Raw genomic sequence first — 24898 nt, 5'->3', positions numbered from 1 at the left:
TGAGCAATGGCAAGAATTCCGGGCTACGAACGTCAGGTTGGAGTGCGCGCTGGCGGGCCTTCTCCGGTCAATCTGCCAACGCAGTCAACAGATACACAGATGTTGCAACAGGGCGTCAATTCATTTGCCGATGCGGCCGTCAGGCTTCAGCAGCAGCAGAATGCAGTTCGCGGCACGCAGTACATGACCGACTTCGTTAATGCGCAAACCTCGCTGGGTCAGGCACTGAATGATGCACAGCAGCAATCTAAGGATGGCATCGACTACATCCCCGCCGCGCAGCAGCTGATAAAGCAACATCAGGAAGATTTCTTTACTCAGCACCCCGGACTTAGCGACAGCGAGAAACAGGATTACACCCTGCGCTGGGCGCAGTCTCGCGGTCAGCTTGAGAATCAGGCTATCAACTGGGGCCAGAATCAGGCCAAACAGATTTCAGTCGCCAACCTGACAGACAGCGCATCAGCAGTTGGTAACGCTATCCTGCAGGACCCGAACTCAGCCAAGTCACTGGCAGTGGCGCATCTGCAGGCAATCGACCAGAGCGATCTGGACCCAGCCACAAAAGCAGAGCTTGCTAGCCGCTCGCGCAACATGTGGGCTCTGTCTGCTGCGCAGTACGGTATACAGAAAGACGCTCAGCATGTTCTAGACCAGCATGGTGCGTTCCAGGCTGTTCAGACGGTTGGTGCTGGCGATGGCTCATCAATGCCATCTGGCTCACCGTCCACGCTGGCAACACGCAACAATAACCCGCTGAACATCAGGTTCAATCAGAAGAATGACTGGGCAGGAAAGGGTGGAGATAACGGCACAGGATTCGAGCAGTTCGACACGCCCGATCACGGGTTCCGCGCCGGGATTAAGTTGATGCGTAACCACATCAACAACGGTAACGACACGATTTCAAGCCTCATCAATAAGTGGGCTCCCGCTGGCGATCACAATGACCCGGTGCAGTATGCGCAGTCAGTAAGCCAGCAAACCGGCATTCCGGTTGACGCGAAGCTCAATCCCAACGACCCGCAGCAGATGACAGCCGTTGCTAAAGCAATGGCGAGGCAGGAAGGCTATGGTTCGCCAGTCAGTGACTCGCAACTTAATCGCGCATGGTCATCACAGAACGATCCTAACCAGTTGGCCCCCGGCGTTCCGTGGGGGCAGCTGACGCCGCAGCAGACAAACAGCGTAATTAATCAGGCTCAGGCCAAGGTTGACCAGCAGAACACGCAGCGCCGCATGCTGATGCAGGACCAGATGAAAAATGACACCGCTCTCATTGAGGCGGGCAACCCGGTTACAAACCCAATCAGACATGATCAATGGATGAGTACCGCGCCGCATGATGCCACACCTGAAGAACTTACCATTCTGGATAAGCAGTATCAGCAGTATGCGCTGCTGAACCAGTTGCAGCCCATCTATTCCGACATCAACAGCAAGTCGGCCGGTGAAGGCCTCGCATCGGTGCAGAGCATCAGGCCAACGGGAACTGAAGATGATTTCGGTTTCCGTCAGCAGCGTTACCAGCAGGCGCTGCAGAAATACCAGCAGGTCATCGGCGCACGCGAAAAAGACCCCGGCGGCTGGCTGGCGCAGAACTCACCACAGGTTCAGGCGGCTTATCAGGCATATCAGCAGGACCCAACTCATGGCGCGCAACTTGCTCAATCCATCATGGTGGACAAATCCCGCCTTGGCATTAAGAGCAAAGATGTTCTGCCTGATGCGCTGGCTGACGGCATCCTGCAGCAGATTGATACCAGCAAAGAGCAAAGCGTGACAGCGATACAGAATATCGCTGGTCAGTTTGGCCCTTATGCAGATCAGGTTATGCAGCAGGTGCAGAAGAAGGCAGGCCCGGTTTTGCAGGTGGTGATGGCAACAGATAACCCCCGCTCAGCCAACACGCTCTGGCAGAACCGCAACGTGAAGACAGGCGACATCAAAGACGCCATCAACACGGACAACAAAGGAGCTTCTGATAACGCTGACAGCGAGTGGGCGAGCCAGTCGAAAGACTTCGCAACCACGATGGTGAATCAGCCTGGTGGGGTTGGTGTATGGAACAACTTCAACGAGCAGGGACGCCGCCTTACCTACCTCAACATCCAGAAGGGGATGAGTCCAGGTGATGCTGCGAAACAGGCCTATCAGGATGTGCTCGGCTCGCAGTACCAGACTCAGGGATCATGGCGACTGCCGGTTAAGTACGGACTGGATTTGAGCGATGTTCGCGATGGGGCAAACCATTATCTGGAAAACCTAAAGGCAGACCAGATTATGCCGCTGCAGGGCGATCCTCGCCTGGGTGATGAAGTGAACCGCCAGCAAAGCCTGTCGCGTATCCGTGACAGCGCCGAGTGGGTGACTAACGCCGATGAAACCGGGCTTCTGCTAACGCTGAATGGTCTGGTGGTAAACGGCAGTAACGGCGCGCCGATCACCGCGAACTTTAATGACCTGTCTATAGCAGGCCAGCAGAATCGCGGCGTGATGAACAGCGTCGGTAAGTTCTTCTCATCGCCAACCAAGTTTGACGCCAGCAAAGGCGGCATGACGCCTGAGCGCGCACTGTTCGGTGATAACTTCCAGCAAGGAGTACAGCGTTGACGATTTACACACAAGACCCTGGTCAGGGTATTAACCAGCCAATAGGCAATGCTCAGTCCGGTCTTGGTGAATCGCTTGCTGCTACTTTCGAGCAGGGATTTGAAGAAGGGCCGTTTAACTCGGCGCTGCGCCTCAACCGGGCTTACGGCCAGTTAAACGATCCGACATCACCGATGGTGCCAAAGGCACAGGCTGATGCAACGCTCAAGCAGTATGGCGTGAAGAGCATCGATATACCTGATGAAGGCGTCACGCAGACCTATCTGGATAACGTGGTATCCAACCGCAAAGACACACTGGCAAAGCAGCAGATCGCCGCTGCCGCCCCATCAGGATTTGTGGCCACACCACTAAACGTGATGGCAAACCTCGCTGGCGCAATGGCTGACCCGGGTAACCTTGCTTTGGGTCTGGTGCCATTCGCAGGCGAGGCGCGCGCGGCGACATTGCTCGGTCGCGCAGGTGAGCGATTCCTGCAGGGTGCGGCGATGGGCGGCATCCAGACGGGCGTCACACTGCCTACGACCGCGCTGGCATCGGCGGCAGAGGGTGATGATTTTACGCTGGGCAACGCCATGGAGAATCTTTTCTATGGCACGGTCGGCGGCGGCCTGCTTCATGCCGGTGGCGGCGTGATCGCTGATTTGGTTCGCGGGCGCAGAACTCCTTCAGTCGGTGAATCACCGCTCGAAACCACCTCTCGCGTTGAGCCTGTAACAGATCCGGTTTCACCATCTAGAACCACAACAGCCGAACCCGATAACGCATCACCGCTACTCGACCAGACGATGGCCCGTGAGGCTGATAATTACGCCTACAGTCGTGCGTACGACGATGTCATCCCGGACTATCAGCAGTCGCTTCAGGACTTGCAGCAGGGGCGCATCGACAACGTTGCCGACCTGCGCGCAGAGATGGCGGCAAATGAACACGCCGCCAGTCGTCTTGATGCAACACTGAAAGATCGCACTGAGCAATATCAGCAGCAGCGCATGAAGTATCGAGATGCGCGCCAGCGCGCTCTTGCCGATATCGAAAGTGAGAAGCAGTCTCTGTCATCGCGCAACGACGAAATCAATCAGGCGCTGGATGGCAACGCAGCAGCTGAGAAAGCGGCGGGCGAGCTAAGCGCTATTGGTCGTGGCGAGATACCTGATGGGCTGGCAGGCAGAATCAGTGAGCGGGCAGGCCAGATTAAATCCGGCCTGCAGCGCACAAACCTGGCTGAAGGTGTTCGCAGCGCGGCACAGAGAATCGACGATGCCCACTGGACTCAGCGTCAGAATGCTTTCCGCGCAGGGTTGTCTCACATGATGCAGGGTAAAGCGCCCGACGTTGAACCTTTCTTCGACCTGACGGCGCCTGAACTCCGTGAGCCTTCCATCGAGCAGATCCGCAAAGGACCACGCAGTGACACCGATCCATCTACAGTGAACGCCAGCCGCGATGCTGAAGCTGATTATCAGCGCGCCAGCCGTGACGATGCCGACCTGCTGAATGCGCAGGAAGATTTCGAAGCAGAAATGGCATTAGCGAAAAGCCGCGTTGATGAACTGGATTCACCGGAACTGCGTGAGGCGCTGGGTGACATTCAGAAGCAGGCCAGTGACGAAAGTCTGGTTAAAGGCTATCAGGAATATGCAGCCTGTATGCTCAGGAGAATGTAATGGCTAATCAGTTTCTGACGCAGTGCGAGCAGGCAGTCAATAAGGCTGCCGGGCGCGAACTGTCTGAGCAGGAAATGGAAAATCTGGTGCGCGACATGGAAAACACTGTGAAGCGAATCAGAGCAGAGAACGAAGGAATATCACTGCAGGATGCGGCACTTCGCGCTGCGGAAGAGTTAGGAAATGAAAAGAAACTGGCAGCCGTAATAGACGCTAGGAATGAAGCACTAAATACTCGCATTAAAGCCGAACGCCTTGCCTTCCTGCGTGACAGCTTCCCTGACCGCCCGGACATTGGCTTATCAGCTATTCTGGTCGGGCGCAACGAGGCACGCACCGGCAGCCGATCCTCTGCTTCATCCGAGCAGTTCCAGCTTCGCTCCAAATACCTGTCAGGCCTGAATCACGACCTTGAACAGGCAGACGTGCTAAAGTTTCTGGCAGCCGGCACAAACGATGCCGAGGTTGCTGATGCAATGTGGCGACTGGGTAAAGGCGAGGCGACCAATGGACTACGCCCGGAGTCGGTGAAGATTGCGGAGATCATCACCAAGTGGCAGGAGGCGGCACGTATCGATGCCAATAAGGCCGGGGCGTGGATACGCAAGATGCCTGGCTACATCGCCCGTCAGGGTCACGACATGATGAAAATCCGCGCCGCTGGTTTTGATGCGTGGAAGCAGACCATCCTCCCACGACTGGATAATGCCACCTTTGAAGGCGTAACTGATACGGACGCTTTCCTGCGTAACGTGTATGACGGGCTGGCATCCGGCGTTCACCTGTCTTCCGAAAAGCCAGACTGGATGAAAGGATTTAAAGGTTCACAGAATGTTGCGCGCCGTGCCAGCCAGGAGCGCGTGCTGCACTTTAAAGACGGTAACGCATGGCATGAGTACAATCAGCAGTATGGCGTTGGCAGCCTTCGTGAAGCCATATTTGGTGGACTGGAGTCATCGGCGCGCAACACCGGCCTGATGCGCGTGCTGGGCACCAACCCGGAGAACATGCTCAACTATCTGGCTGACACTGTATCAAACGACCTGCGCGGCAATGAGAAAGGCCTGCGTGCTTTCACTGACGCGCGCCGCAGCCAGATTAAAAGCCAGATGGCAGAAGTTACCGGCGCAACAAACATCCCCGGCTCAACCGCGCTGGCGCGCTTTGGCTCTACGACACGGGCTGTGGACTCGATGATTAAGCTTGGTGGCGCGCTTATCTCATCATTCAACGACCTTGCCAGCAACGCGCTGGAGCTTCGCTATCAGGGTAAAAGCTTCCCGCAGGCGCTGACCGAGTCAATTCAGGGTCGTCTGAAGCGTTACTCGGCACCGGAGCAAAAGCAGATCCTCAGCTCGCTTGGGGTTTACGCCGACTCGATGCGTGATGAAATCCTGCAGCGATTTTCTGGTGACGTGACTCTCCCCGGAAAGGTGTCGCGTCTGCAGCGCCAGTTCTTTAAGCTCAACGGCCTGAACTGGTGGACAGATGCCTCGCGCAACACCACGGCCACAATGATTTCTCACTGGCTGGCTGATAATGCCGATTCGGCTCATGCCACGCTCAATGGCGATTTAAAGCGCGCGCTGGACCTGCACGGCATCGGTGAGGCTGAATGGAGCATTTACCGCCAGATGGATTTGAAGGGCTCAGAAGGCCGCAAATTCATGACGCCTGACGGCATTGATTCAATTCCGGATGAAGTGATCGCCAAATACGTTTCCGATCGCAACGTCAACGTGAACGACAAAAGCCTGCAGGCCGGACGTGAGCAACTGGCTGATAAGTTGCGCGGCTACGTTCTCGACCGCGTCATGGTGGCAATGACTGAGCCAACGGCGCGCACCCGAGCGCTGATGAAGCAGGGCACGCAGCCCGGAACGGTAGAGGGTGAACTGCTGCGCTTTATCGGTCAGTACAAATCCTTTACTGCATCATTCATGCAGCAGGCGCTGGGTCGTGAGGTATTCGGGCGCGGTTATACCCCGGCACCTCTTGGGCAAAGTAAGTGGGGAAGCGTGCAGAACGCACTGTTCAAAAGCGGGAAGGGTGAGATGGTCGGGCTCGCTCAGCTTTTCCTGTGGATGACAACTTTCGGTTATCTGTCAATGCAGACCAAGCTGATGTTGAAGGGGCAGACGCCTAGGCCTGCTGATAATTATAAGACCTTCCTTGCTGCCGCTGCGCAGGGTGGAGGATTAGGGATTATCGGTGATTTCCTCTTCGGCGAGGCGAATCGCTTTGGTAATGGGCCAGTCACTTCATTGGCCGGGCCTGTTGCAGGCGATCTGGATGACTTCATTTCGCTCTACCAAAAGGCTGTCGCGGGGGAGGCTAAGGCCGGTGATGCTTTCAGGACGGCGGTTGATCACACCCCGTTCATAAATCTATTCTGGCTTCGTCCAGTATTGAATGGCCTGATACTGAACCAGATAACCGAGTCGCTTTCCCCCGGCGCGCTGCAGCGGTATGAGCAGAACGTGAGGAAAAATCAGGGAAACGACTTCTTGGTTAAACCATCTGACTGGATGTTAAGCAAGCACTTGTAGCCCACCATTAGGTGGGCTTATCTGACTTACTTGCCGCCGGGGCGAGAGTCAGCCGAGCGGCCGCCGCAGATGGAACCATCTGATGCGGTATCAGTAGAGTGTTGGCAGTTACCTGCAAAGGCTTGCACAGAGGCACCCATGGAGAGGATCAGGCAAAGGACTGCAATTGTTTTCTTCATAATATTTCTCGCTGTGTGATTTTTGCCAAGCGGCAAGAAACAATATGTCCTGATTACAAAAACAGCAATAAATTTAATGAGAATATTCTTATTTTTCTTTCAGGTGTTCTTTTTGCTTTCATCAAGGAGATCATTGACGTCCACATCTGCTGGGCTCTTTTGCATGTCAGTTAGTGCAGCAGCAAATGCGGTCAGAGCTTGAATGATGCCTTCAGGGTTATCAACATTCTTGATTTCAATAGGCTTTCCATTAGCCATGTCGAACTTAATAGACTTGGCTTTTCCAGAAACGGCATCCTCTAGTATTTGAACAATCTCTGAATTTATAGATCTTCCGTTCGCCTTTGCTCTTGCTGTAATGGCATCGCGCAACTCGTCGGGCATCCTCAGTCCGAATGGCGCGATGTTTCTCATACCTTTCATAAATTTGCTCTAATCAGTTTTGATATCACAGTGTAATCATAAAACCGCTTGACACGATAGACTCACGGTGTAATCATTTCACCGTGATATCAACTTGCTAACGAGGTGCGAAATGGGTGATGTGCTTTACACGGGAAGAAAAAGCGAAAACTTTATGCTTAGATTGCCCGAACGCATGAAAGAAGAAATCCGCCGAATGGCAGAAATGGATGGAATCTCAATCAACTCTGCGATAGTCCAGCGACTTGCTAAAAGCCTGCGTGAGGAAAGAACAAGTGGTCAGTAAAAACAGCGAAGCCCCGACTGCGCTAACAGTCAGGGCCTCTAATTTGCCGGTTAACCTTTGCGAGAAAACCAACATGAACATTGTAGCTAAAACAGAGATGAACTTCCATGGCATCAACCTGACTCCAGTGGCTGATTTGAACGGTGTTTGGCTGACATCGGCAGATGTTGCGAAAGCCCTTCATTACAACAGCACCAAATCAGTAACCAACCTGTTTAATCAGTACAGCGATGAGTTTTCTCCAGCAATGACAATGGTCATTGAATCAGTGACCAATGGTATTGGCGGCTCTTCCCGCCGGATGAAGGTTCGCGTTTTCTCTCTTCGCGGTGCACATCTTCTGGCTATGTTTGCCAGAACGCCGGTAGCCAAAGAATTCCGCCGCTGGGTGTTAGACATTCTGGATCGCGAAGTTGCTCACTCACCGATCGCCAAGCAGTTCAGCGACGAAGAGTTGCAAGACCTGTGCTGGTTGTGGCGCGCATCGGTTGGCATGGCAAGCAAGATGGATGACGTTGAGCCACTTCTGCGTGTTGCTGAGCACAGACTGGCAGGCGCATATCACTCGATGCCACGCGAGTATTCGCGAGTCATGAATAAAGCCAGGAAATTGCTGGAGCGCGAAACCATGCATATTCACGCGGATCGTCACACCACTGACAATTGGCGGGTGCTGAACAATCTAAGGATTCCGGAGTTACATTGATGGGCGCAAAGGACGGCGCAAAAAGAAAAACCGCCAGTTACAGCTGGCGGTCTACATCGACTACATAGAAGGCGAAATCTATGAATAAAGTAACTGTAGCAAAAGGAAGATCAGCTGTCACCAAAATGTCTAGCCGCGAAATCGCTGCTTTGACGGGCAAGCAGCATAAACACGTTCTTGATGATTGCCGCAAACTCTTCGAAGCGCTCAATCTTCAATCGGCCGACTTTTCGGCCGATTACCAAGATGATAAAGGGCGCACCTACCAGGAGTATTGGCTCGACCAAGATCTGACTCTTACCCTGATGACTGGCTATAGCATTCCACTGCGCCATAAAGTTGCCAAGCGCTGGCGTCAACTGGAGTCTGGCGAGGTGCTGCCGCAGAAGTCAGCGTCTTACCTGCCGGAGTATCGCCGCGCCCGAGCGATCAAGATGGAAGTAGAGGCTATGAATATTGCGCTTTCATTCATGCCAAAGTTGAGCGATATCGCAAAGCAGACGGCAATGGCACGCGCTGTTAATGATGCGGCCGGCATGGAGTTACTCCCACTGCCGCAGGTTGATGAGCATTATCATAGCGCAGGTGAGGTTGGGGAAATGCTTGGCGTATCGGCTCAGAAAATTGGGCGAGTGGCCAATGCTAACAACCTGAAGACAGACCAGTACGGAATTACCGTGATGGATAAGTCAGCTCACAGCAATAAACAGGTTGAGGCGTTCCGATATAATGCCGAAGGAGTTAAGGCTTTGAGGCATCTTATTCACGGTGCTGATGTTGCATAAATAAAATGCTCAACACTAAACCCGCTTCGGCGGGTTTTTTATTTCCATTCTGCTTCGGCATACGCATTACAGGAGGTCAATCCCAGCAATCCGTTTCGCCCTAATGAGATTCTGACGGCTTGCTCATTAATCGGTTTTATTTCCCGGCCAATATCTTTCGCGTGCTCAAAAGCGATAGCGGTTACCTGGCTCTTACAAGCAATGGCCACAGAGTCGCTTTCTGGTTCGAATTGATAGCGTGAATAATCAACCTGCACTCCAAACCCATCGGTTTTATTAACAATGCCGTAATTTGTATTGCTGTCGTATTTGCTCATCTTCATTTCTTTGAAATGCCCGGCTGATGTACATCCGGCCAGCACTGTTATGCACGAAACAAAAAACATTCTTCTCATTTGATTTTCCTTTCAGGAGAAAGGCAGATGACAGTCTCATCCACCCAAAGTTACGTGGAGTATAAAGCTGACGGAGTAACGGCGACATTCACCATTCCATTTTATTTCCTTCTGAACAGCGATATTTCAGTAATGCTCGCCGACTCATTAGGGAGTATCAGTGAGTCGGTGAATGGCGCTGATTTCACCGTCACTGGCGCAGGTGAAAGCGGAGGTGGCTCACTCACTTTCGGCACTGTTACCGCTTCAGGAAATACTATTCTCATTTACCGAAATCCACCGGTAACGCAGGAGACAAAGTACTACGAGAACGGCAAGTTCCCGGCCGCTTCACATGAAGCAGCGCTGGATAAACTTACCATGCTCATTCAGGAGTATGGCTGGCGCTTCGACTCATTAACCCTGAAAAAGCCCAGCATCTTCGCCAGCTATTACGATGCCCTCAACAACCGTATCAGTAACCTTGCGGATCCAGTCGCAAGCAATGATGCGGTTCCCAAGCATTACGTTGATGAATCGGTATCAGACTTCAAACAGTACGTTGACAGCGAAGTTTCTGCAGAGTCTCAGGCACGAAAAGCCGCTGATATAGCAGAAGCAGATGCGCGTGCAACAGCAGATGCCAACCTTCAGGATCAGTTAACCGGCAACGTTCCACTTGAGGCTAGCGCCTTCTCAGTTATCTCCTGGCATAAACAAACCGTCGATAACAGCGTCACTATCCCCGACAACATGAATGCATGGTCTTTCGGACCGGAAATTACCATCAGCTCTGGCCAGCAGGTCACCATTCCAGAAAACAGCTACTGGACGATAGCGAGCGGTCAGCAGGTTAACAACTCAGGCACAAACGTCGATTATGGCGAACTTTAAGGAAAACACATGGCAGCATCATTGCAGTTGAAAGGCGGCACGGCCGCTAAGGTTGCAGCGTATACACCTCTGGCGCGTGAAGTCGTAATCGATACCGATAACTATCGGCTATTTATTGGCGACGGTTCAACTACCGGAGGTAAGGCCCTAACAGTGGCATCAGCTGCGAAATGGACGACTGTCCGTACTCTAACTATCACAGGAGCAGCCACAGGTTCAGGCTCCGTGGATGGTTCAGCAGACGTGTCTATTGCACTGACACTTGGCGCTATTGATCTCGGCACGCTGTCGTAAGGTGGTTATATGGCAGCATCCATTCAGGTAAAAAGAGGCACAACAGCAAAGGTTGCCGCCTACACACCACTCAGTGGTGAGCTGGTTTTAGATACAACAACAAACAAGCTGTATGCAGGAGATGGCTCAACGGCAGGCGGAAACCAGATCGCAGCAAGCAAGAAAGGTGTAACGGATGGCGGAAATGCGACATCTGGCGAGGTAGGCGAATACTTATCCAATACTGGCACTGCCTCAAATGCAACGGCAGGCTCTGTAGCCAACTACGCAACTTTAACGTTGACCCCCGGGGATTGGGATGTCAGTGGGTGCGCGCAATTCAACCCTACTGGAGCTAGCAATAATGCTACGCAGTTCAATGTCAGCATTAGCCTTTCATCCGGGATGGGGGGAGGATTCCCTTACATGACGCAGTTAAGATCATCATTTAATGCAAATGGCGGTCAAATGATTAATACACCAGTAAGGCGCGTTAGCGTTTCAGTAAGCACGATAGTTTATTTAGTTGCTGGTGCATCATTCCCAGATGGGACAATGCCAGTGCAAGGATTTATTCAGGCGAGAAGAGCCAGGTAACAGGAATATATATGAGCCAACTCAGAACAAACCAACTAGGAACTTTAGATGGTACAGTAACTATTGATGTAAAGGATATTGCATCTCATTCCTATGTAGATAATAAGGTTGACTTGGCTACATTGCCTAACGATCTTATATTTTTCCCTAACTTCCGTTCTGATGAAGACACTGATACAAGATTTATGTTTTCTACGGATGGTGTTATTTATTCAAGCGTTAGCGACAACCCACTTTCAACAGATGGCAGCGATGAACCAATTAGTATGGGGCCATCAGGGCACATCTGGGTAGATGGAACTCTATACCTAATCGTAGGTTGGTATTCTCTTGGCAGTTGGGATGCAACCGTATATAAAACTACGGATGGATTTAACTTTTCAAGGCACAGAGTTAATTTCGGTTCTACACCTATTGGATCAAGCACCAATCCTATATCAGGGGCAACTCACGCCTGTGATAAAGTGTGGAGTCCATTCTTTGTAAAAGACGGAGATGATATCTATGTAGGTTTAACTTTACCATATGGTAATGACTTCGTTGATGTTAATGGAAATACCATAGGTGATTATCGGCAGTACTTATCTAAATGCTCAAGCTTAGACAGCCTAACCTTTGAATACCCTACAATTGTAACGCAAACGTCTAATGCAAACTGTCAAATTGATGGTATGTTTTACAAGTATGGAGACAGCTGGAATTTATTTTCCAAAAATGATTATAACAAATATATCGAACACTGGACGTCGAGCACATTAAACGGCCCTTACACTAAGTCATCTGATGTTATGACAAGCGGACAAGCTGAAGCGCCATATTTAGTGGAGTGGACAGAGTCACTGCCAAGGTTCAGGCTTTATGCAGACTCATATGTAACAGGGTCATATATTTATAGTGAATCAAATGATCTTGTGTCATGGACTTCAACAAAGCAAATTGAAGCCGATAGAGCAAATCGGCACGGCTCTTTCTCCAATACGAGTTTTATGGATGATAAAAGCAAGGAGCTTCTGAAATCAATTTTATGCTCAAGAACAAGTAAGAGCGGTAAAGGAACTGTAATTACCGCTAGCAATACTTCATTCCACCCCAGAGATGGGTACGTTTATTCAATTACTGGAACAAATAGTTTTGAGCTGACAATTTCAGAATATAGCGCTAAAGAGTTTTATCTTGTTGTATCTTCTCAAAGCCCACTGTGCCAACTTAAAGTTAATGTTAACTCATATTATGCAGGAGTTGGAAACGGTAAGCCTTTAATTCTGAATGGGGCAGATCACTCTAATAAAATCATTCGAGTTAAACAGATAGGAAGCCAGTACTATACCGACGCAGTTACATCTCTTGAGCAAACAGCAATTGCGTTATCAACAGTAAGTAATTTCCCAACACTGAGCAGCTTCTCGCCAGTGGTAGGTAATTTGTATACAACAGATGGAGGTAGCTCATATGCATCAGTTACTACCATTTCTGGAATTGCTTCGGGTTACCCAGATGGTGCAAATTTCTACCTTCAGGTGCAAAGCGATAGTGGGTCTAATGGTCAGATTCAGATATCTTCTGGGGCAACCAATATGGTCACGGGTACTGTAACCATCTCGCCGGGAACCCAGCAAGTTTATGAGGTGCGGAAAATCGCTGGTTACTGGAGGGTAATGGCTTAAGCCTGAGCGGCCTTACGGATGAGGCCTATATTCTTTATGCGGTATTGATTACGCCAATAGTGACATATCGAGCAAAAATTTTTCCCATGAGCATTCTCTTAAAATTTTGTGGCTGATCCTGGCATCTGTCGGTTCCATTATCAAGAATTGCCATCGATATAATCCGCCCACCACTGCATCATCTCTCTTCGCTTATCGAGGTACTGGGCGTGATTATAGATGCCGCGGATGTTGTTGCGGTCTACGTGCGCCAGCTGCCGCTCGATGGCGTCATGGGGCCAGCCGTGCTCATTCAGTATTGTGCTGAACTGGTGCCGGAATCCGTGCCCGCTCGCAAGCCCCTCGTATCCTATCTGGCGAATAACCAGCAGAACGGCGGCATCGCTTATCGACTTAGTTTTGTCATTGCGGCCGGGGAAAACGAAAGGAGAGTTGGAAGTGATCGGCTTGATGAAGTTGAGAAGGTCCTTCACCTGATGTGACATTGGCACAACGTGCACCTTGCGATTCTTCATCACCTCGGCGGCGATCGTAATTATGTCGTTTTCAAAATCGATGTCTACCCATTGCAGGGTACGCATCTCTTTTGTGCGCATGGCGGTGTACTGCAAGAACTGAGTGGCAATGCGGGAAATCACACTGCCTGAATAAGTCGCCAGCGCGGCATTGAACGCCGGTATCTGCTCGGCGGGGAGGAATGGGTAATGCTGCTTCCTGTATCCCTTCATCGCATCCGCAAGGTCTGGCGCCGGATTGTACTTGCACCTTCCGGTCACGACTGCATAGCGGAACACCTCCCCGCATCGGCGGCGCGCTTTGCTGGCACGCTCTAATGCGCCACGCTCTTCAAATCTGCGCAGCACCTTGAGCAGTGCCATTGGCTCAATCTCGTCCATCTGCATCTTACCCAGATAGGGAAGGATGTCAGCCTCAAACATCTTCTTTAGTTCCGTGGCGTAAGTCTCCGACCACACCTGGCGCTTGTGCTTATACCACTCCTCGAAAATTGTTCCGAACGAGTCCGGCGTTTTATCCTGCTTCTTCTTCACTGCAGGGTTGAGTCCGATCGCCAAATCCCTCTTCAGCTCAAACGCCATGCTCCTGGCATCTGCCGGGCCAATCTCCGGATACTTCCCGATCGTGTGAACCTTCTCTTTACCCTCGAACTGATAGCGCACCTGCCACACCTTTTTCCCTGATGCCGGCACGTAGAGAAACAGGCCATTGCCATCCGCCACGCGGTAAGGCTTTTCTTTGGGCTTTGCAGCGTCAATCTGCTTGATTGTCAGCATTGGGTAAAATCCGGGTGGGTAAAATTGATTTACCCAGAATTTACCCAGGCGATTAACTGGCTGTCAACGAACTATGGCGAACTTATGCGAACGGATGAATTGGCGAATGCCTGATGGTAAGGGGTTTTGGCGAACTACTGAGGAGGGCAGCGAACGGCTATATGGTGTCCCCTGCAGGAATCGAACCTGCAACTAGCCCTTAGGAGGGGCTCGTTATATCCATTTAACTAAGGAGACGCGGCGCGCAGTATAGCGTACCGACCAGCAGAATTTAACCGTGTAAATCCTGTTTGCTCAATCTATCAACAATGTCGTGCCACAGATCACTGTTGTTTCTTCTGCGCTTTCTCTTTGCGCTTCTGTTCCGCCTTCGCTTTGGCCTTCGCCGCCTCACTCATATCGTTGCGAATTTGTGCGTGGCTTATTAGCGCAAAAATCAACGTACCGCCGGTAATATTCCCCAGCAGCGTAGGGAGAGCAAACGGCCAGAGAAACTCCTGCCAGGGCAGCGTGCCGGCGAACACCAGATACAGCACTTCCACTGAACCCACCACGATATGCGCCAGATCGCCGAGGGCAACCAGCCAGGTCATCATCACAATCACCACGATTTTGGCCGCGCCCGCGTAAGGGAACATCCAGACCATGGTGGCGATAATCCAACCTGAAATCACGGCATTGGCAAACATTTCGCTGGGGGAGTTGTCCATCACCTTTTCGCTAATCACGGTGAAGGCCTGGCGAGTTGCCTCGTCAAAAATCGGCATGTGATTAAAGGCTAACGCACCTAACGCCGTGCCGATCAAATTCCCTGCCAGCACTATGACCCACAGACGCAATAACAGCATGAAATTACCGCCAGTGGGTTTGTGCATAACCGGTAATACCGCAGTAACTGTGTTCTCAGTGAACAGTTGCTGGCGCGCCATAATGACGATGACAAAGCCGAAGGTATAACCCAGATTCTCCAGCAGGAAACCGCCAGGCACCTCTGCCAAATGCACATGGAAAATCCCTTTGGCCATCAGCGAAGCGCTCATGGAGAGCCCCGCAGCCACGGCAGACCATAATAAGGCCATGCCGTCGCGCTCTAGCTCTTTCTCGCCATCCTGGCGGATCTCTTCATGAATGGCAGCAGCCCGTGAGGGCAGGGCATCTTCATCCACTTCTATCTCTTTCCCCTGGTCCTTTTCGTCGCTCTCGACATCATTGTCATGTTCTGAAATGGATGGTGATTGCTTCATGTTTTCCCCTGGTGATAATGCCAACGCGTAATAAGCGTAGACGGTTTTATCAAGGGCGAAATGTTACGAAGATTCAATTTAAGAGTAACAAGATTTTAACCGAGGCGATTTTTTGCGCAATTCCTTGATCTGATGCGCACGAATACCCCCTTTGGGGGAAGTGAGAGCTACCTCACAGACTTCGGCCCACAGATTCATTGTGGTATTATCCCCGCCTTATTTCACAGCTGCGATTCCCTCTTTCATGCTCGAAGTCATTAATCTCTCATGCGTTCGTGATGAGCGAACCCTGTTTCATGGTCTGAGCTTCCATGTGCAACCGGGTGACATTGTGCAAATTGAAGGCCCTAACGGGGCAGGAAAAACCTCACTGCTGCGTCTGCTGGCTGGATTAAGCCGGGCAGAAGAGGGCGAGGTGATGTGGCAATCGCAGCCGATTCGTCAGCAGCGCGAAATATGGCATCAAAACTTGCTCTATCTTGGCCATCATCCTGGTGTGAAGTCGGTACTCTCACCTCTGGAAAACCTGCATTTCTGGCACGGCGATCGTGATGAAGAAGTGATTTTCGACGCGCTGGAGCAGGTGAACTTGCTGGGATATGAAGAGGTGCCGGTTGCGCAGTTGTCCGCAGGGCAGCAACGGCGTGTAGCCCTGGCTCGCCTGTGGCTCAGCCCGGCAAAGATCTGGATCCTGGATGAACCGCTCACGGCCATCGATAAAGGCGGCGTGGAAAAATTAATGGCGCGTTTCGCTGAACATGCCGATAACGGAGGCGCAGTGATTTTGACTACCCATCAGGATTTGCCTGATGAGAGTGAACGCGTGCGCAAAATCCGCCTCATCTCGGAGTGGGCTTGATGTTAGGTCGCGTGATTCAGCGTGAGTTGAAAATTGCATTTCGCAGCGGTGCCGAGGTGATTAACCCGCTGTGGTTTTTCCTGATTGTTATCACGCTGTTTCCGTTAGGTATCGGGCCGGATCCTCAGCAACTGGCGCGCATTGCGCCAGGCGTGGCGTGGGTTGCGGCATTGTTAGCCTCACTGCTGGCGCTTGAACGACTGTTCCGTGATGATTTTCTGGATGGTTCGCTGGAGCAACTACTTTTGCTACCGACACCGTTGCCCGTCACGGTGCTGGGAAAAGTGATTGCTCACTGGCTGATTACGGGCTTGCCACTGATTTTACTGTCGCCGCTGGCGGCACTACTCCTGTCACTGGATTTTGCCGGCTGGCGTGCGATGGCGCTGACGCTTTTACTCGGCACGCCAACTTTGAGTTTTCTTGGTGCGATTGGCACCGGTTTGACCGTTGGGCTGCGGCGTGGCGGCGTACTTCTAAGTTTACTGGTATTGCCGTTGTCGATACCTGTTCTGATCTTTGCCAGCGCGGCCATCGATGCCGCCGGTCAGGGATTGCCGATCGGAGGCTATCTGGCAATTCTTGGCGCGATGCTGGCAGTGAGCGCAACACTTTCGCCGTTTGCTACTGCTGCGGCTTTGCGCATTAGTCTGCATTAATCCGTGCTGCCCCAGAGCCGCCGGTATCCGAATTCTTTTTATTGTGAGCTATGCAAATGTGGAAATGGTTACACCAGTGGGCGAAGCCTGAGCGGCTTTACCAGCTATGCGGTCGCTTAATTCCCTGGTTCGCAGTGCTGGGCGTCGCCACGCTGCTACTTGGTTGGGTATGGGGCTTTGGCTTTGCACCGGCCGATTATCAGCAGGGCAACAGCTTCCGAATTATGTACATTCACGTGCCTGCGGCGATGTGGTCCATGGGGGTTTACGCCTCAATGGCGATTGCCGCGTTTATCGGCCTGGTGTGGCAGATGAAGATGGCGGATCTGGTTTCGGCAGCGATGGCGCCTATTGGTGCGGTGTTTACTTTTATCGCGTTAGTGACGGGTTCTGCCTGGGGCAAACCGATGTGGGGCACTTGGTGGATTTGGGATGCCCGCCTAACCTCGGAGCTGGTGCTGCTGTTCATCTATATGGGGGTGATTGCGCTCTATCACTCGTTTGAGGATCGTCGCACCGCCGGTCGTGCCGCAGGCATCCTGATTCTGGTGGGCGTGGTTAACTTGCCCATCATCCACTTCTCGGTACAGTGGTGGAACACCCTGCATCAGGGATCGTCAGGCATTTTGCAGCAGGCGATTGCGCCGAGTATGCGGACGCCGCTGCGTTGGGCCATTCTCGGTTATCTGCTGGTGTTTGGCGCGCTGACGCTAATGCGCCTGCGTAACCTGATCCTGTTCAGCGAGCGCCATCGTCCATGGGTGATCGATGTGGCTCAGGGAGGGCGCAAAGCATGACACCGGCTTTCTCATCATGGAGCGACTTCTTCGCCATGGGCGGCTATGCCTTCTATGTCTGGCTCGCCGTCATCCTCACGTTAATCCCTTTATTCGGTCTGGTGCTGCATACCCTGTTGTTCCGCCGCCGTTTGCTGGCAGAAATTCGCCAGCGTCAATCCAGGGAGCGCCGCATTCGCGCGGCCAAGTCGAAAAAAGCTGCCAGTGAAGCAGCAGGAGAAACCGTGTGAATATCCGTCGTCGTAACCGCCTGTATGTGGTGGTCGCGATTTTGGTCGGCTTAGGCCTGGCCACATCGCTGGTGATGTATGCGCTGCGTTCCAACATTGACCTGTTTTACACCCCGAGTGAAATTCTGTACGGCAAAGGTGAAGCGCATCAGATGCCGGAAACCGGGCAACGTCTGCGCGTCGGCGGCATGGTGATGCCTGGCAGCGTGAAGCGCGATCCGAAAACGCTGGCTGTCTCTTTCAAGCTGTATGACGCCAACGGCGTGATCAGCGTAAGTTACGAAGGCATCTTGCCGGATCTGTTCCGTGAAGGGCAGGGCGTGGTGGCGCAGGGCGTGCTGGAAAGCGGCAACCTGGTCAATGCCAAAGAAGTGCTGGCAAAACATGACGAAAAATACACCCCGCCAGAAATTGAAGATGCGATGAAGAAAAACCACACAGGACCTGCAGCGACTTATCAGCAGGCAGGTGCTCAATCATGATGCCGGAAATTGGCAGCTTTCTGCTTTGCCTGGCGCTGGGACTCGCGCTGCTATTAAGTATTTATCCGTTGTGGGGCGCAACCCGTCAGGATGCACGTTTGATGGCGATGGCACGTCCGCTGGCGTGGGGCATGTTCGCCTGTATCGTTGCCGCCTTCGTGGTGCTGGTACATGCGTTTATCGTTAACGATTTCAGCGTTGCCTATGTCGCCACCAACTCCAACACCCTACTGCCGGTTTACTACCGCATCGCGGCCACCTGGGGCGCGCATGAAGGTTCACTGCTGCTGTGGGTGCTGTTGCTCAGCACCTGGACGGTAGCCGTCGCGATTTTCAGTCGCGGCATGCCGCAGGATGCACTGGCGCGCGTGTTGTCAGTCATGGGGATGATCAATCTCGGCTTCCTGCTGTTTATTACGCTCACCTCGAATCCGTTTACTCGTACCCTGCCGAACTTCCCGGTTGATGGCAGCGACCTCAATCCGATGCTGCAGGATATCGGGCTGATTTTCCATCCGCCTCTGCTTTACATGGGTTATGTCGGTTTCTCGGTGGCATTTGCGTTTGCTATTGCGTCATTGATGGCAGGGCGTCTCGATACCGCATGGGCGCGCTGGTCACGCCCGTGGACCACCGCAGCCTGGGTTTTCCTGACCATTGGTATCGTGCTCGGTTCTGCGTGGGCCTATTACGAACTGGGCTGGGGCGGCTGGTGGTTCTGGGATCCGGTCGAGAATGCTTCGTTCATGCCATGGCTGGCCGGTACGGCGTTGATGCACTCGCTAGCGGTGACAGAAAAACGTGGTAGCTTCAAATCCTTGACGGTGCTGCTGGCGATCACGGCATTCTCATTAAGCCTGCTGGGCACTTTCCTGGTCCGTTCAGGCGTGCTGGTGTCAGTGCACTCATTTGCTTCCGATCCGGCGCGCGGCATGTTCATTCTCGCCTTCCTGGTGATCGTGATTGGTAGCTCGCTGCTACTTTATGCCATCAAAGGTGGCAAGGTGCGCAGCCGCGTGCAGAGCGAAGCCTGGTCACGCGAATCCTTCCTGTTGGGTAATAACGTTCTGTTAATTGCGGCCATGCTGGTGGTGCTGCTGGGCACGTTGTTGCCGTTAGTCCATAAGCAGCTTGGACTGGGCAGTATTTCTGTCGGCGAACCCTTCTTCAACACCATGTTTACCTGGTTGATGGCACCGTTCGCGCTGATGCTCGGCATTGGGCCACTGGTACGCTGGCGCCGCGATGAGCCGCAGAAGCTGTGGAAACGCCTGGGCGTCGGCTTGCTGGTCACACTGATCTTATCGATCGCGCTACCGTGGCTGCTGCAGGACCGCATTGAAGCGATGACGGTGATCGGCCTGCTGATGGCGATCTGGGTCATCTTGCTGACGTTAATGGAGTTGCACGAGCGCGCTACCCATCGCCACAGCTTCTTCAAAGGTCTGCGCCATTTAACGCGCAGCCATTGGGGCATGGTGCTGGGCCATTTAGGCGTTGCCGTGACCGTGGTAGGCATCGCCTTCAGCACGCAGTACAGCGTCGAACGCGATGTGCGCATGAAGTCAGGCGATACCGTGGATATCCACAACTATCACTTCATTTTCCGCGACGTACACAATTTGCAGGGACCGAACTATAGCGGCGGCGTGGCGATTATTGACGTCACGCGCGACGGGAAGTTTGAAGCCGTGCTGCATGCGGAGAAACGCTTCTATACTGCGGCACGCACCATGATGACCGAAGCGGCGATCAGCGGAGGGTTTACTCGCGATTTGTATGCAGCACTCGGCGAAGAGCTGGATGACGGTTCATGGGCGGTACGCATCTATTACAAACCGTTTGTGCGCTGGATCTGGTTCGGCGGCGTGTTTATGGCGTTCGGCGGCCTGTTGTGTTTACTGGATCCACGTTACCGTTCGTGTAAAAAAGCGCAGCAGGAGGAGCTGGCATGAGTAAGAAGATCCTGTTCATCCCGTTAGTGCTGTTCTTGCTACTGGCGGCGGCGCTGTTATCGCAGCTGTCACGCAACGCCAATGGTGACGATCCCACGCGTCTGGAATCGGCGCTGATTGGTAAGCCGGTACCGGTTTTTAAACTGGAAGCGCTCGATAAGCCGGGCAAAATCTACGATCAGCAAGTTCTGACAGACGGCAAACCGATCCTGCTCAATGTCTGGGCCACCTGGTGCCCGACATGCCGTGCTGAGCATCAGTATCTCAACACGCTGGCCGAGAAGGGCATTCGCGTCGTCGGGCTGAACTACAAAGATGATCGCACCAAAGCGGTCACCTGGCTGAACACGCTGGGCAACCCTTACGCGCTGAGCCTGTATGACGGTGACGGCATGTTAGGTCTGGATCTCGGCGTCTACGGTGCGCCGGAAACCTTCCTGATCGACGGCCACGGTATTATTCGTTATCGCCATGCGGGGGATATGAATGATCGCGTGTGGAACGAAGAAGTGAAACCGCTGTGGGATAAATACAGCAAGGGGGCCGGTGCGTGAAACGGCTGCTTTTGTTAATCGCGGGCATTCTGCTCAGCACCAGCCTGTGGGCTGCCATTGATACTTACCAGTTCGATTCGGTACAGCAGGAAGAGCAGTACCGCGATCTCACCGGTTCACTGCGTTGCCCTAAGTGTCAGAACAACAGCATTGCCGACTCCAATGCGATGATTGCCGCGGACATGCGTCTGAAAGTGTATGAGCTGATGAAGCAGGGCCAAAGTCGCCAGCAGATCATCGATTATATGGTGGCGCGCTACGGCAACTTCGTCACTTATGAACCACCGGTTACCCCTTCAACGTTGATTTTGTGGGTGGGGCCGGCGCTGTTTGTGGTGCTGGGCGGCTTGATTATTATTCTGCGCAATCGCCGGGGGAAAACCCGTAGCGATCTCGATGACGATGAACAACAACGCCTTGCGGCGATTCTTAAGCGTGACGGGAAGCCGTAATGACTGGATTCTGGATTACCCTGATTATTTTGCTGGTGGCAGCCTCAGCGCTGTTTCTCAGTGCAGGCTGGCGTCAACGTCAAGCCACTAGCGGCGATCGCGATCGTCTGAATACCGACTTTTACCAGCAGCGCCTGCGCGAATTAGCGCGTGATGAAGAAGAAGGCGTGGTTGCCGAGCGCCCGGAGATGGTGCGTGAACTGCAACAAACGCTGCTCACCGATGTGCCGAACGAGCACGCCGCGCGCATCCATAGCAGTAGCCGTTGGGTGCTGTTGCCGGGACTGATTATATTGTTGCTGGTGTCGGTTGGCTTTTACCTGAAGACAGGTGGACTGGCGCAACTGGCCGGTTGGGTTAGCGTGCAGCAGGAATACCCCCAGTTGCGCGCCCGTGTGATGGATCCCAAAGCGGCGCCCTTAACCATGGAAGAGTTGGCTCGCCTACAATTAGGGTTGCGCACCGCTCTGCAAGACGATCCGCAAAACCTCAATGACTGGACGATGCTGGGCCGCCTTGGCATGGTGCTGAATAACGCGACGAATGCCAGCCAGGCCTTCCAGCGTGCATTGCAACTGGCACCTGATAATCTGGAACTGCAGCAGGATTATGCCGAAGTCCTGACGCGCTCCAGCGATCCGCAGGACAACCGCCAGGCCAATGTGATGCTGAAAGATCTGCTAAAACGCGACCATAGCAACGTGCGCACCCTGAGCTTGTTGGCATTTAATGCTTTTGAGCAGCAGCAATATGATCAAGCGATTGGCGCCTGGCAGGTGATGCTGAAGCTTCTGCCTTCGGGTGACAAGCGCATTACCATGATAGAGCGCAGCATTGAACAAGCGAAAACTGATGCGGGACAGCAAAATAGTCACCTGGCATTGACGGTGAGTTTAACTCCGCAGGCAGAAAAAATGTTACCGCAAGGCGGAGTGTTGTATATTTCTGTGTCTGACGGTGTTTCACCGGTGCCTGTGGCTGTGAAGCGTTTACCGCTGAGCCATTTCCCGTTATCGCTCACGCTGGATGACAGCAACGCCATGATGCCCGATCGCCTGCTTTCGGTGCAGCATCAGGTGCAGGTCAGGGTGCGTATTTCGCGCGATGGTAGCGCCAATCCTCAGTCGGGAGACTGGTTTGGCTTAAGCGCGATCACCCCCTGGGATGGTCATCAGCAACTGGCTGTGGAGATTAATCAACAGCAGCCCTGAAGCGATACATTATTCAACCGCACAGGGAGATAAGAATGAATAACCGCCTGACCGGTCTGGCGCTGGCCAGCTTGCTGCTGGTGGGATGTGCCAGTTCCAAACCGGCCGATCCAACGCAGCCTGCCCAGCGTAGCGATCCGCTCGAAGGCTTTAACCGCACCATGTTTAACTTCAACATGAACGTGCTGGATCCTTATGTGGTGCGCCCGGTTGCGGTTGCCTGGCGCGATTACGTGCCGGTGCCTGCGCGCAGTGGTATGAGTAATTTCCTCGGCAACCTGGACGAACCGGCCAGCATGCTGAACTCGATTCTGGTGGGTGAACCGCGCCAGGCAGGAATCCACTTCACGCGTTTCTTCCTCAATACCGTATTGGGCTTGGGCGGATTTATCGATGTGGCGGGCAAAGCGAATCCTGAACTGGCGCGAGAAGTTCCGCACCACTTCGGGAGTACTCTGGGTCGTTACGGTGTGGGCTACGGTCCTTATGTGGTTCTGCCGGGTTATGGCAGCTTCACGGTGCGTCAGGATGGCGGCGACTATGTCGATACGCTTTATCCGGTACTGAGTTGGCTGACCTGGCCGATGTCGATTGGTAAATGGACACTGGAAGGTGTGGAAACACGTGCACAGTTGCTGGATTCCGATGCCATCCTGAAACAGCAGCAGGATCCGTATGCGTTTATCCGCAACGCCTACTTCCAGCGTAATGATTTCCTCGCCAACGGCGGGAAGTTAAAACCGGAAGAGAATCCGAATGCCAGTGCGATTCAGGATGATTTGAAGGACATCGATTCACAGTAACAAAAATGGCGACCTTAACAGTCGCCATTTTTTATGGTTTCAGCATCAGAACTTGTAGTTAAAGTTCGCGCCGTACAGCCAGGCTTTACCTTCGGAGTTAAAGGTGTAAGGCCCTTCTTTCACCGTGACTTTCTGGCCGTGCATGTAAGAGATACCGAGGTCAACTGACGCATTTTCATTGAAGGCGTAAGAAGCACCGGCGCTCAACCACAGACGGTCCTGATCCGGAATCGAGATAGAACGTTTGTCGGCGGGAACCGGGCTGTCATCAAACGCGATACCGGTACGGAAGGTCCAGTTATCGTCGTAGAAGTAAGTGGTACCCAGCGCGATGCGATACGCATCCTTGAAGCCTTCATCTTTATAGAACAGTGTCTGACCGTTGCTGCCAGTGGCCTTCAGCTCCTGGAACTGGCTCCAACTGGTGTAGGTCAGGCTATAGTGTACGGCCCACTGCGGTGCCACTTTATGCCAGCCCGACACTTCCCACATCTCTGGCAAGTTCAGCGTGAGTGAACCCGGAATGGTCTGGCCGCCGGTGCCGTAAGGCAGACCTAAAGCAATCGCCTGCGGTGTACCGTTGTAAGCGGTGGGAATGCTGCTCTTGTAATCGCCGTCAAAGTCAATTTTGACTTCTGAACGATAGGTGAAGCCGAAGCGGTTGTTCTTATCCACTTCATACAGGATGCCAGCGTTCCAGCCGTAACCCCATTCATCACCTTTCAGGTGGGCAACCTGAGTATCCGCTGGCATGCCGACGCGAGCGCCGGCTTCACCCGCATAACGTTCGATTTTTGCTTTAGCGTAAACCGCATCAAAGCCAACACCAAAGCTGAAGTGCTCGTTCAAACGATAAGCGGTGCTAAGGTTAAAGTTACCGGTCATCAGGTCGGTTTTACCACCGTAACCGCCCGCGGTGTAACCATCATTAAATTCCGTCGCCAGACCATAGTTAGAGGTGACGGATGCGCCTACCCACCACTGATCGTTAATCGGATGAACGTAATGGAGGTTAGGGATCCACTGATTCGGTGCGATGTTTTTCGCATTCAGGCTGTTGCCGGTTGGGCTCTGGCCGCTGATATCCACCTCTGGATCAATATAAACGGTACCGATGGAGAAAGAAGGGCGATCCATCAATGCCATGGTCGCCGGGTTACGACTGGCAGAGGCGGCGGTATCGCCCATCGCACCTTCACCCGAATAAGCACGACCTAAACCAATTGCTGAGAATTCATTAAGTTGAAAGCCTGCGGCGTAAACCTGGGAAGAGATAAGCGCCACTGCAGCTGCCACAGCTGACTTTGCAAACAGGTTCTTATGGTTCATGACCACAACCTCATCTAGATT

At 52.9% G+C, this 24898-nt stretch carries 26 protein-coding genes and 1 tRNA gene; 20 read left to right on the top strand and 7 right to left on the bottom strand.

Going from position 1 to position 24898, the window contains the following annotated elements; translation table 11 throughout:
- Positions 1 to 6 precede the first annotated feature (6 nt).
- From F3J37_RS17820 to F3J37_RS17810, 3 genes are read left to right on the top strand one after another with little or no spacing between them, the layout of a single operon-like run.
- Complete coding sequence (locus F3J37_RS17820; RefSeq protein ID WP_166934831.1) at positions 7 to 2613, top strand: hypothetical protein; 2607 nt, start codon at positions 7 to 9, stop codon at positions 2611 to 2613.
- Positions 2610 to 4280, top strand: coding sequence for a hypothetical protein (locus F3J37_RS17815; protein ID WP_166934829.1), 1671 nt, complete (start codon positions 2610 to 2612; stop codon positions 4278 to 4280). The genes F3J37_RS17820 and F3J37_RS17815 overlap by 4 nt, the downstream gene beginning before the upstream one ends.
- Positions 4280 to 6829 carry a hypothetical protein gene (locus tag F3J37_RS17810; RefSeq protein ID WP_166934827.1) on the top strand — a complete coding sequence of 850 codons (2550 nt, stop codon included), beginning with the start codon at positions 4280 to 4282 and terminating at the stop codon, positions 6827 to 6829. Before F3J37_RS17815 ends, F3J37_RS17810 begins: the two co-directional genes overlap by 1 nt.
- Before the next feature lie 26 nt (positions 6830 to 6855).
- On the opposite strand, the gene F3J37_RS28585 is transcribed toward F3J37_RS17810, so the two are convergent.
- Complete coding sequence (locus tag F3J37_RS28585) at positions 6856 to 7008, bottom strand: transmembrane anchored protein (protein WP_370662132.1); 153 nt, start codon at positions 7006 to 7008, stop codon at positions 6856 to 6858.
- A 99-nt stretch (positions 7009 to 7107) separates the two neighbouring features.
- Positions 7108 to 7431: an Arc family DNA-binding protein gene (locus tag F3J37_RS17805; protein ID WP_166934825.1), complete on the bottom strand. Its 324-nt coding sequence runs from the start codon at positions 7429 to 7431 to the stop codon at positions 7108 to 7110.
- A 112-nt stretch (positions 7432 to 7543) separates the two neighbouring features.
- On the opposite strand from F3J37_RS17805, the gene F3J37_RS17800 reads away from it, so the two are divergent.
- The 3 genes from F3J37_RS17800 (at position 7544) to F3J37_RS17790 (ending at position 9208) form a co-directional block, all read left to right on the top strand.
- A complete protein-coding gene (locus F3J37_RS17800) occupies positions 7544 to 7717 on the top strand; it encodes an Arc family DNA-binding protein (protein ID WP_166934823.1) in 174 nt (57 codons plus the stop codon).
- Entirely contained in the window at positions 7707 to 8423 is a 717-nt protein-coding gene (locus F3J37_RS17795; RefSeq protein ID WP_166934821.1) for a P22AR C-terminal domain-containing protein, read from the top strand. The genes F3J37_RS17800 and F3J37_RS17795 overlap by 11 nt, the downstream gene beginning before the upstream one ends.
- A gap of 80 nt (positions 8424 to 8503) precedes the next feature.
- Positions 8504 to 9208 (top strand): Rha family transcriptional regulator, encoded by a 705-nt coding sequence (locus F3J37_RS17790; RefSeq protein WP_166934819.1) that lies wholly within the window; start codon positions 8504 to 8506, stop codon positions 9206 to 9208.
- A 38-nt stretch (positions 9209 to 9246) separates the two neighbouring features.
- Here the strand turns inward: F3J37_RS17790 and F3J37_RS17785 are convergent, their stop codons facing one another.
- A complete protein-coding gene (locus F3J37_RS17785) occupies positions 9247 to 9603 on the bottom strand; it encodes a hypothetical protein (protein ID WP_166934817.1) in 357 nt (118 codons plus the stop codon).
- A gap of 27 nt (positions 9604 to 9630) precedes the next feature.
- Here F3J37_RS17785 and F3J37_RS17780 point away from each other — a divergent pair, with 27 nt between their 5' ends.
- The 4 genes from F3J37_RS17780 to F3J37_RS17765 are packed head-to-tail and all read left to right on the top strand — an operon-like array spanning position 9631 to position 13010.
- Positions 9631 to 10476, top strand: coding sequence for a hypothetical protein (locus tag F3J37_RS17780; protein ID WP_166934815.1), 846 nt, complete (start codon positions 9631 to 9633; stop codon positions 10474 to 10476).
- Between the two features lie 9 nt (positions 10477 to 10485).
- Positions 10486 to 10770 carry a hyaluronate lyase N-terminal domain-containing protein gene (locus F3J37_RS17775; RefSeq protein ID WP_166934814.1) on the top strand — a complete coding sequence of 95 codons (285 nt, stop codon included), beginning with the start codon at positions 10486 to 10488 and terminating at the stop codon, positions 10768 to 10770.
- A gap of 9 nt (positions 10771 to 10779) precedes the next feature.
- Positions 10780 to 11346, top strand: coding sequence for a hyaluronate lyase N-terminal domain-containing protein (locus tag F3J37_RS17770; RefSeq protein WP_166934812.1), 567 nt, complete (start codon positions 10780 to 10782; stop codon positions 11344 to 11346).
- 11 nt (positions 11347 to 11357) lie between these two features.
- Positions 11358 to 13010, top strand: coding sequence for a glycoside hydrolase family protein (locus F3J37_RS17765; RefSeq protein ID WP_166934810.1), 1653 nt, complete (start codon positions 11358 to 11360; stop codon positions 13008 to 13010).
- 140 nt (positions 13011 to 13150) lie between these two features.
- On the opposite strand, the gene F3J37_RS17760 is transcribed toward F3J37_RS17765, so the two are convergent.
- The 3 genes from F3J37_RS17760 to F3J37_RS17750 all read right to left on the bottom strand — a co-directional run bounded on the left by F3J37_RS17760 (position 13151) and on the right by F3J37_RS17750 (position 15546).
- Positions 13151 to 14302, bottom strand: a complete 1152-nt coding sequence (locus tag F3J37_RS17760) for a tyrosine-type recombinase/integrase (protein ID WP_166934808.1) — start codon at positions 14300 to 14302, stop codon at positions 13151 to 13153.
- Positions 14303 to 14464: 162 nt separating this feature from the next.
- Positions 14465 to 14539 (bottom strand) — tRNA-Arg (locus F3J37_RS17755).
- A gap of 86 nt (positions 14540 to 14625) precedes the next feature.
- The gene (locus tag F3J37_RS17750) at positions 14626 to 15546 is read right to left on the bottom strand and encodes a formate/nitrite transporter family protein (RefSeq protein ID WP_166934806.1); all 921 of its coding nucleotides are present in this window, start codon (positions 15544 to 15546) and stop codon (positions 14626 to 14628) included.
- A 244-nt stretch (positions 15547 to 15790) separates the two neighbouring features.
- On the opposite strand from F3J37_RS17750, the gene ccmA reads away from it, so the two are divergent.
- Genes ccmA through mlaA form a run of 10 tightly spaced genes read left to right on the top strand, consistent with a single transcriptional unit; the run spans position 15791 to position 23548 of the window.
- Positions 15791 to 16405: a cytochrome c biogenesis heme-transporting ATPase CcmA gene (gene ccmA, locus F3J37_RS17745; RefSeq protein ID WP_034825191.1), complete on the top strand. Its 615-nt coding sequence runs from the start codon at positions 15791 to 15793 to the stop codon at positions 16403 to 16405.
- Positions 16405 to 17064, top strand: a complete 660-nt coding sequence (gene ccmB, locus F3J37_RS17740; protein ID WP_038649973.1) for a heme exporter protein CcmB — start codon at positions 16405 to 16407, stop codon at positions 17062 to 17064. Before ccmA ends, ccmB begins: the two co-directional genes overlap by 1 nt.
- 56 nt (positions 17065 to 17120) lie before the next feature.
- On the top strand, positions 17121 to 17861 hold the full coding sequence (locus F3J37_RS17735) for a heme ABC transporter permease (protein WP_166934805.1): 741 nt from the start codon (positions 17121 to 17123) through the stop codon (positions 17859 to 17861).
- Complete coding sequence (gene ccmD, locus F3J37_RS17730) at positions 17858 to 18091, top strand: heme exporter protein CcmD (protein ID WP_034825187.1); 234 nt, start codon at positions 17858 to 17860, stop codon at positions 18089 to 18091. Before F3J37_RS17735 ends, ccmD begins: the two co-directional genes overlap by 4 nt.
- The gene (ccmE, locus tag F3J37_RS17725; RefSeq protein ID WP_034825185.1) at positions 18088 to 18573 is read left to right on the top strand and encodes a cytochrome c maturation protein CcmE; all 486 of its coding nucleotides are present in this window, start codon (positions 18088 to 18090) and stop codon (positions 18571 to 18573) included. The genes ccmD and ccmE overlap by 4 nt, the downstream gene beginning before the upstream one ends.
- Entirely contained in the window at positions 18570 to 20528 is a 1959-nt protein-coding gene (locus tag F3J37_RS17720; RefSeq protein ID WP_166934803.1) for a heme lyase CcmF/NrfE family subunit, read from the top strand. Before ccmE ends, F3J37_RS17720 begins: the two co-directional genes overlap by 4 nt.
- Positions 20525 to 21082, top strand: a complete 558-nt coding sequence (locus tag F3J37_RS17715; protein ID WP_034825181.1) for a DsbE family thiol:disulfide interchange protein — start codon at positions 20525 to 20527, stop codon at positions 21080 to 21082. Before F3J37_RS17720 ends, F3J37_RS17715 begins: the two co-directional genes overlap by 4 nt.
- Entirely contained in the window at positions 21079 to 21534 is a 456-nt protein-coding gene (locus tag F3J37_RS17710) for a cytochrome c-type biogenesis protein (RefSeq protein ID WP_034825179.1), read from the top strand. Before F3J37_RS17715 ends, F3J37_RS17710 begins: the two co-directional genes overlap by 4 nt.
- Positions 21534 to 22745: a c-type cytochrome biogenesis protein CcmI gene (ccmI, locus tag F3J37_RS17705; protein WP_166934801.1), complete on the top strand. Its 1212-nt coding sequence runs from the start codon at positions 21534 to 21536 to the stop codon at positions 22743 to 22745. Before F3J37_RS17710 ends, ccmI begins: the two co-directional genes overlap by 1 nt.
- Before the next feature lie 35 nt (positions 22746 to 22780).
- Complete coding sequence (gene mlaA, locus F3J37_RS17700; protein ID WP_045813678.1) at positions 22781 to 23548, top strand: phospholipid-binding lipoprotein MlaA; 768 nt, start codon at positions 22781 to 22783, stop codon at positions 23546 to 23548.
- 45 nt (positions 23549 to 23593) lie between these two features.
- Here mlaA and fadL read toward each other — a convergent pair whose 3' ends face one another.
- Positions 23594 to 24877: a long-chain fatty acid transporter FadL gene (gene fadL / locus F3J37_RS17695; RefSeq protein ID WP_166934799.1), complete on the bottom strand. Its 1284-nt coding sequence runs from the start codon at positions 24875 to 24877 to the stop codon at positions 23594 to 23596.
- Positions 24878 to 24898: the final 21 nt, after the last annotated feature.

It is taken from the genome of Candidatus Pantoea communis, from assembly GCF_011752685.1.
Classification (GTDB): Bacteria; Pseudomonadota; Gammaproteobacteria; order Enterobacterales; family Enterobacteriaceae; genus Pantoea; species Pantoea communis.
The sequence above is the reverse complement of the archived record's forward strand: the minus strand, read 5'-3'. Positions and strand labels throughout refer to the sequence as shown.

Excerpts from the sequence above, each read along its gene's own strand:
- F3J37_RS17780 (WP_166934815.1), top strand. The coding sequence starts at position 9,631 with ATGACAGTCTCATCCACCCAAAGTTACGTGGAGTATAAAGCTGACGGA.
- F3J37_RS17820 (WP_166934831.1), top strand. The coding sequence starts at position 7 with ATGGCAAGAATTCCGGGCTACGAACGTCAGGTTGGAGTGCGCGCTGGC.
- ccmA (WP_034825191.1), top strand. The coding sequence starts at position 15,791 with ATGCTCGAAGTCATTAATCTCTCATGCGTTCGTGATGAGCGAACCCTG.
- F3J37_RS17715 (WP_034825181.1), top strand. The coding sequence starts at position 20,525 with ATGAGTAAGAAGATCCTGTTCATCCCGTTAGTGCTGTTCTTGCTACTG.
- F3J37_RS28585 (WP_370662132.1), bottom strand. The coding sequence starts at position 7,008 with ATGAAGAAAACAATTGCAGTCCTTTGCCTGATCCTCTCCATGGGTGCC.
- F3J37_RS17760 (WP_166934808.1), bottom strand. The coding sequence starts at position 14,302 with ATGCTGACAATCAAGCAGATTGACGCTGCAAAGCCCAAAGAAAAGCCT.
- fadL (WP_166934799.1), bottom strand. The coding sequence starts at position 24,877 with ATGAACCATAAGAACCTGTTTGCAAAGTCAGCTGTGGCAGCTGCAGTG.
- F3J37_RS17810 (WP_166934827.1), top strand. The coding sequence starts at position 4,280 with ATGGCTAATCAGTTTCTGACGCAGTGCGAGCAGGCAGTCAATAAGGCT.
- mlaA (WP_045813678.1), top strand. The coding sequence starts at position 22,781 with ATGAATAACCGCCTGACCGGTCTGGCGCTGGCCAGCTTGCTGCTGGTG.
- F3J37_RS17770 (WP_166934812.1), top strand. The coding sequence starts at position 10,780 with ATGGCAGCATCCATTCAGGTAAAAAGAGGCACAACAGCAAAGGTTGCC.
- F3J37_RS17790 (WP_166934819.1), top strand. The coding sequence starts at position 8,504 with ATGAATAAAGTAACTGTAGCAAAAGGAAGATCAGCTGTCACCAAAATG.
- F3J37_RS17765 (WP_166934810.1), top strand. The coding sequence starts at position 11,358 with ATGAGCCAACTCAGAACAAACCAACTAGGAACTTTAGATGGTACAGTA.
- F3J37_RS17775 (WP_166934814.1), top strand. The coding sequence starts at position 10,486 with ATGGCAGCATCATTGCAGTTGAAAGGCGGCACGGCCGCTAAGGTTGCA.
- ccmB (WP_038649973.1), top strand. The coding sequence starts at position 16,405 with ATGTTAGGTCGCGTGATTCAGCGTGAGTTGAAAATTGCATTTCGCAGC.
- F3J37_RS17750 (WP_166934806.1), bottom strand. The coding sequence starts at position 15,546 with ATGAAGCAATCACCATCCATTTCAGAACATGACAATGATGTCGAGAGC.
- F3J37_RS17735 (WP_166934805.1), top strand. The coding sequence starts at position 17,121 with ATGTGGAAATGGTTACACCAGTGGGCGAAGCCTGAGCGGCTTTACCAG.
- F3J37_RS17720 (WP_166934803.1), top strand. The coding sequence starts at position 18,570 with ATGATGCCGGAAATTGGCAGCTTTCTGCTTTGCCTGGCGCTGGGACTC.
- ccmD (WP_034825187.1), top strand. The coding sequence starts at position 17,858 with ATGACACCGGCTTTCTCATCATGGAGCGACTTCTTCGCCATGGGCGGC.
- ccmI (WP_166934801.1), top strand. The coding sequence starts at position 21,534 with ATGACTGGATTCTGGATTACCCTGATTATTTTGCTGGTGGCAGCCTCA.
- F3J37_RS17805 (WP_166934825.1), bottom strand. The coding sequence starts at position 7,431 with ATGAAAGGTATGAGAAACATCGCGCCATTCGGACTGAGGATGCCCGAC.
- F3J37_RS17785 (WP_166934817.1), bottom strand. The coding sequence starts at position 9,603 with ATGAGAAGAATGTTTTTTGTTTCGTGCATAACAGTGCTGGCCGGATGT.
- F3J37_RS17800 (WP_166934823.1), top strand. The coding sequence starts at position 7,544 with ATGGGTGATGTGCTTTACACGGGAAGAAAAAGCGAAAACTTTATGCTT.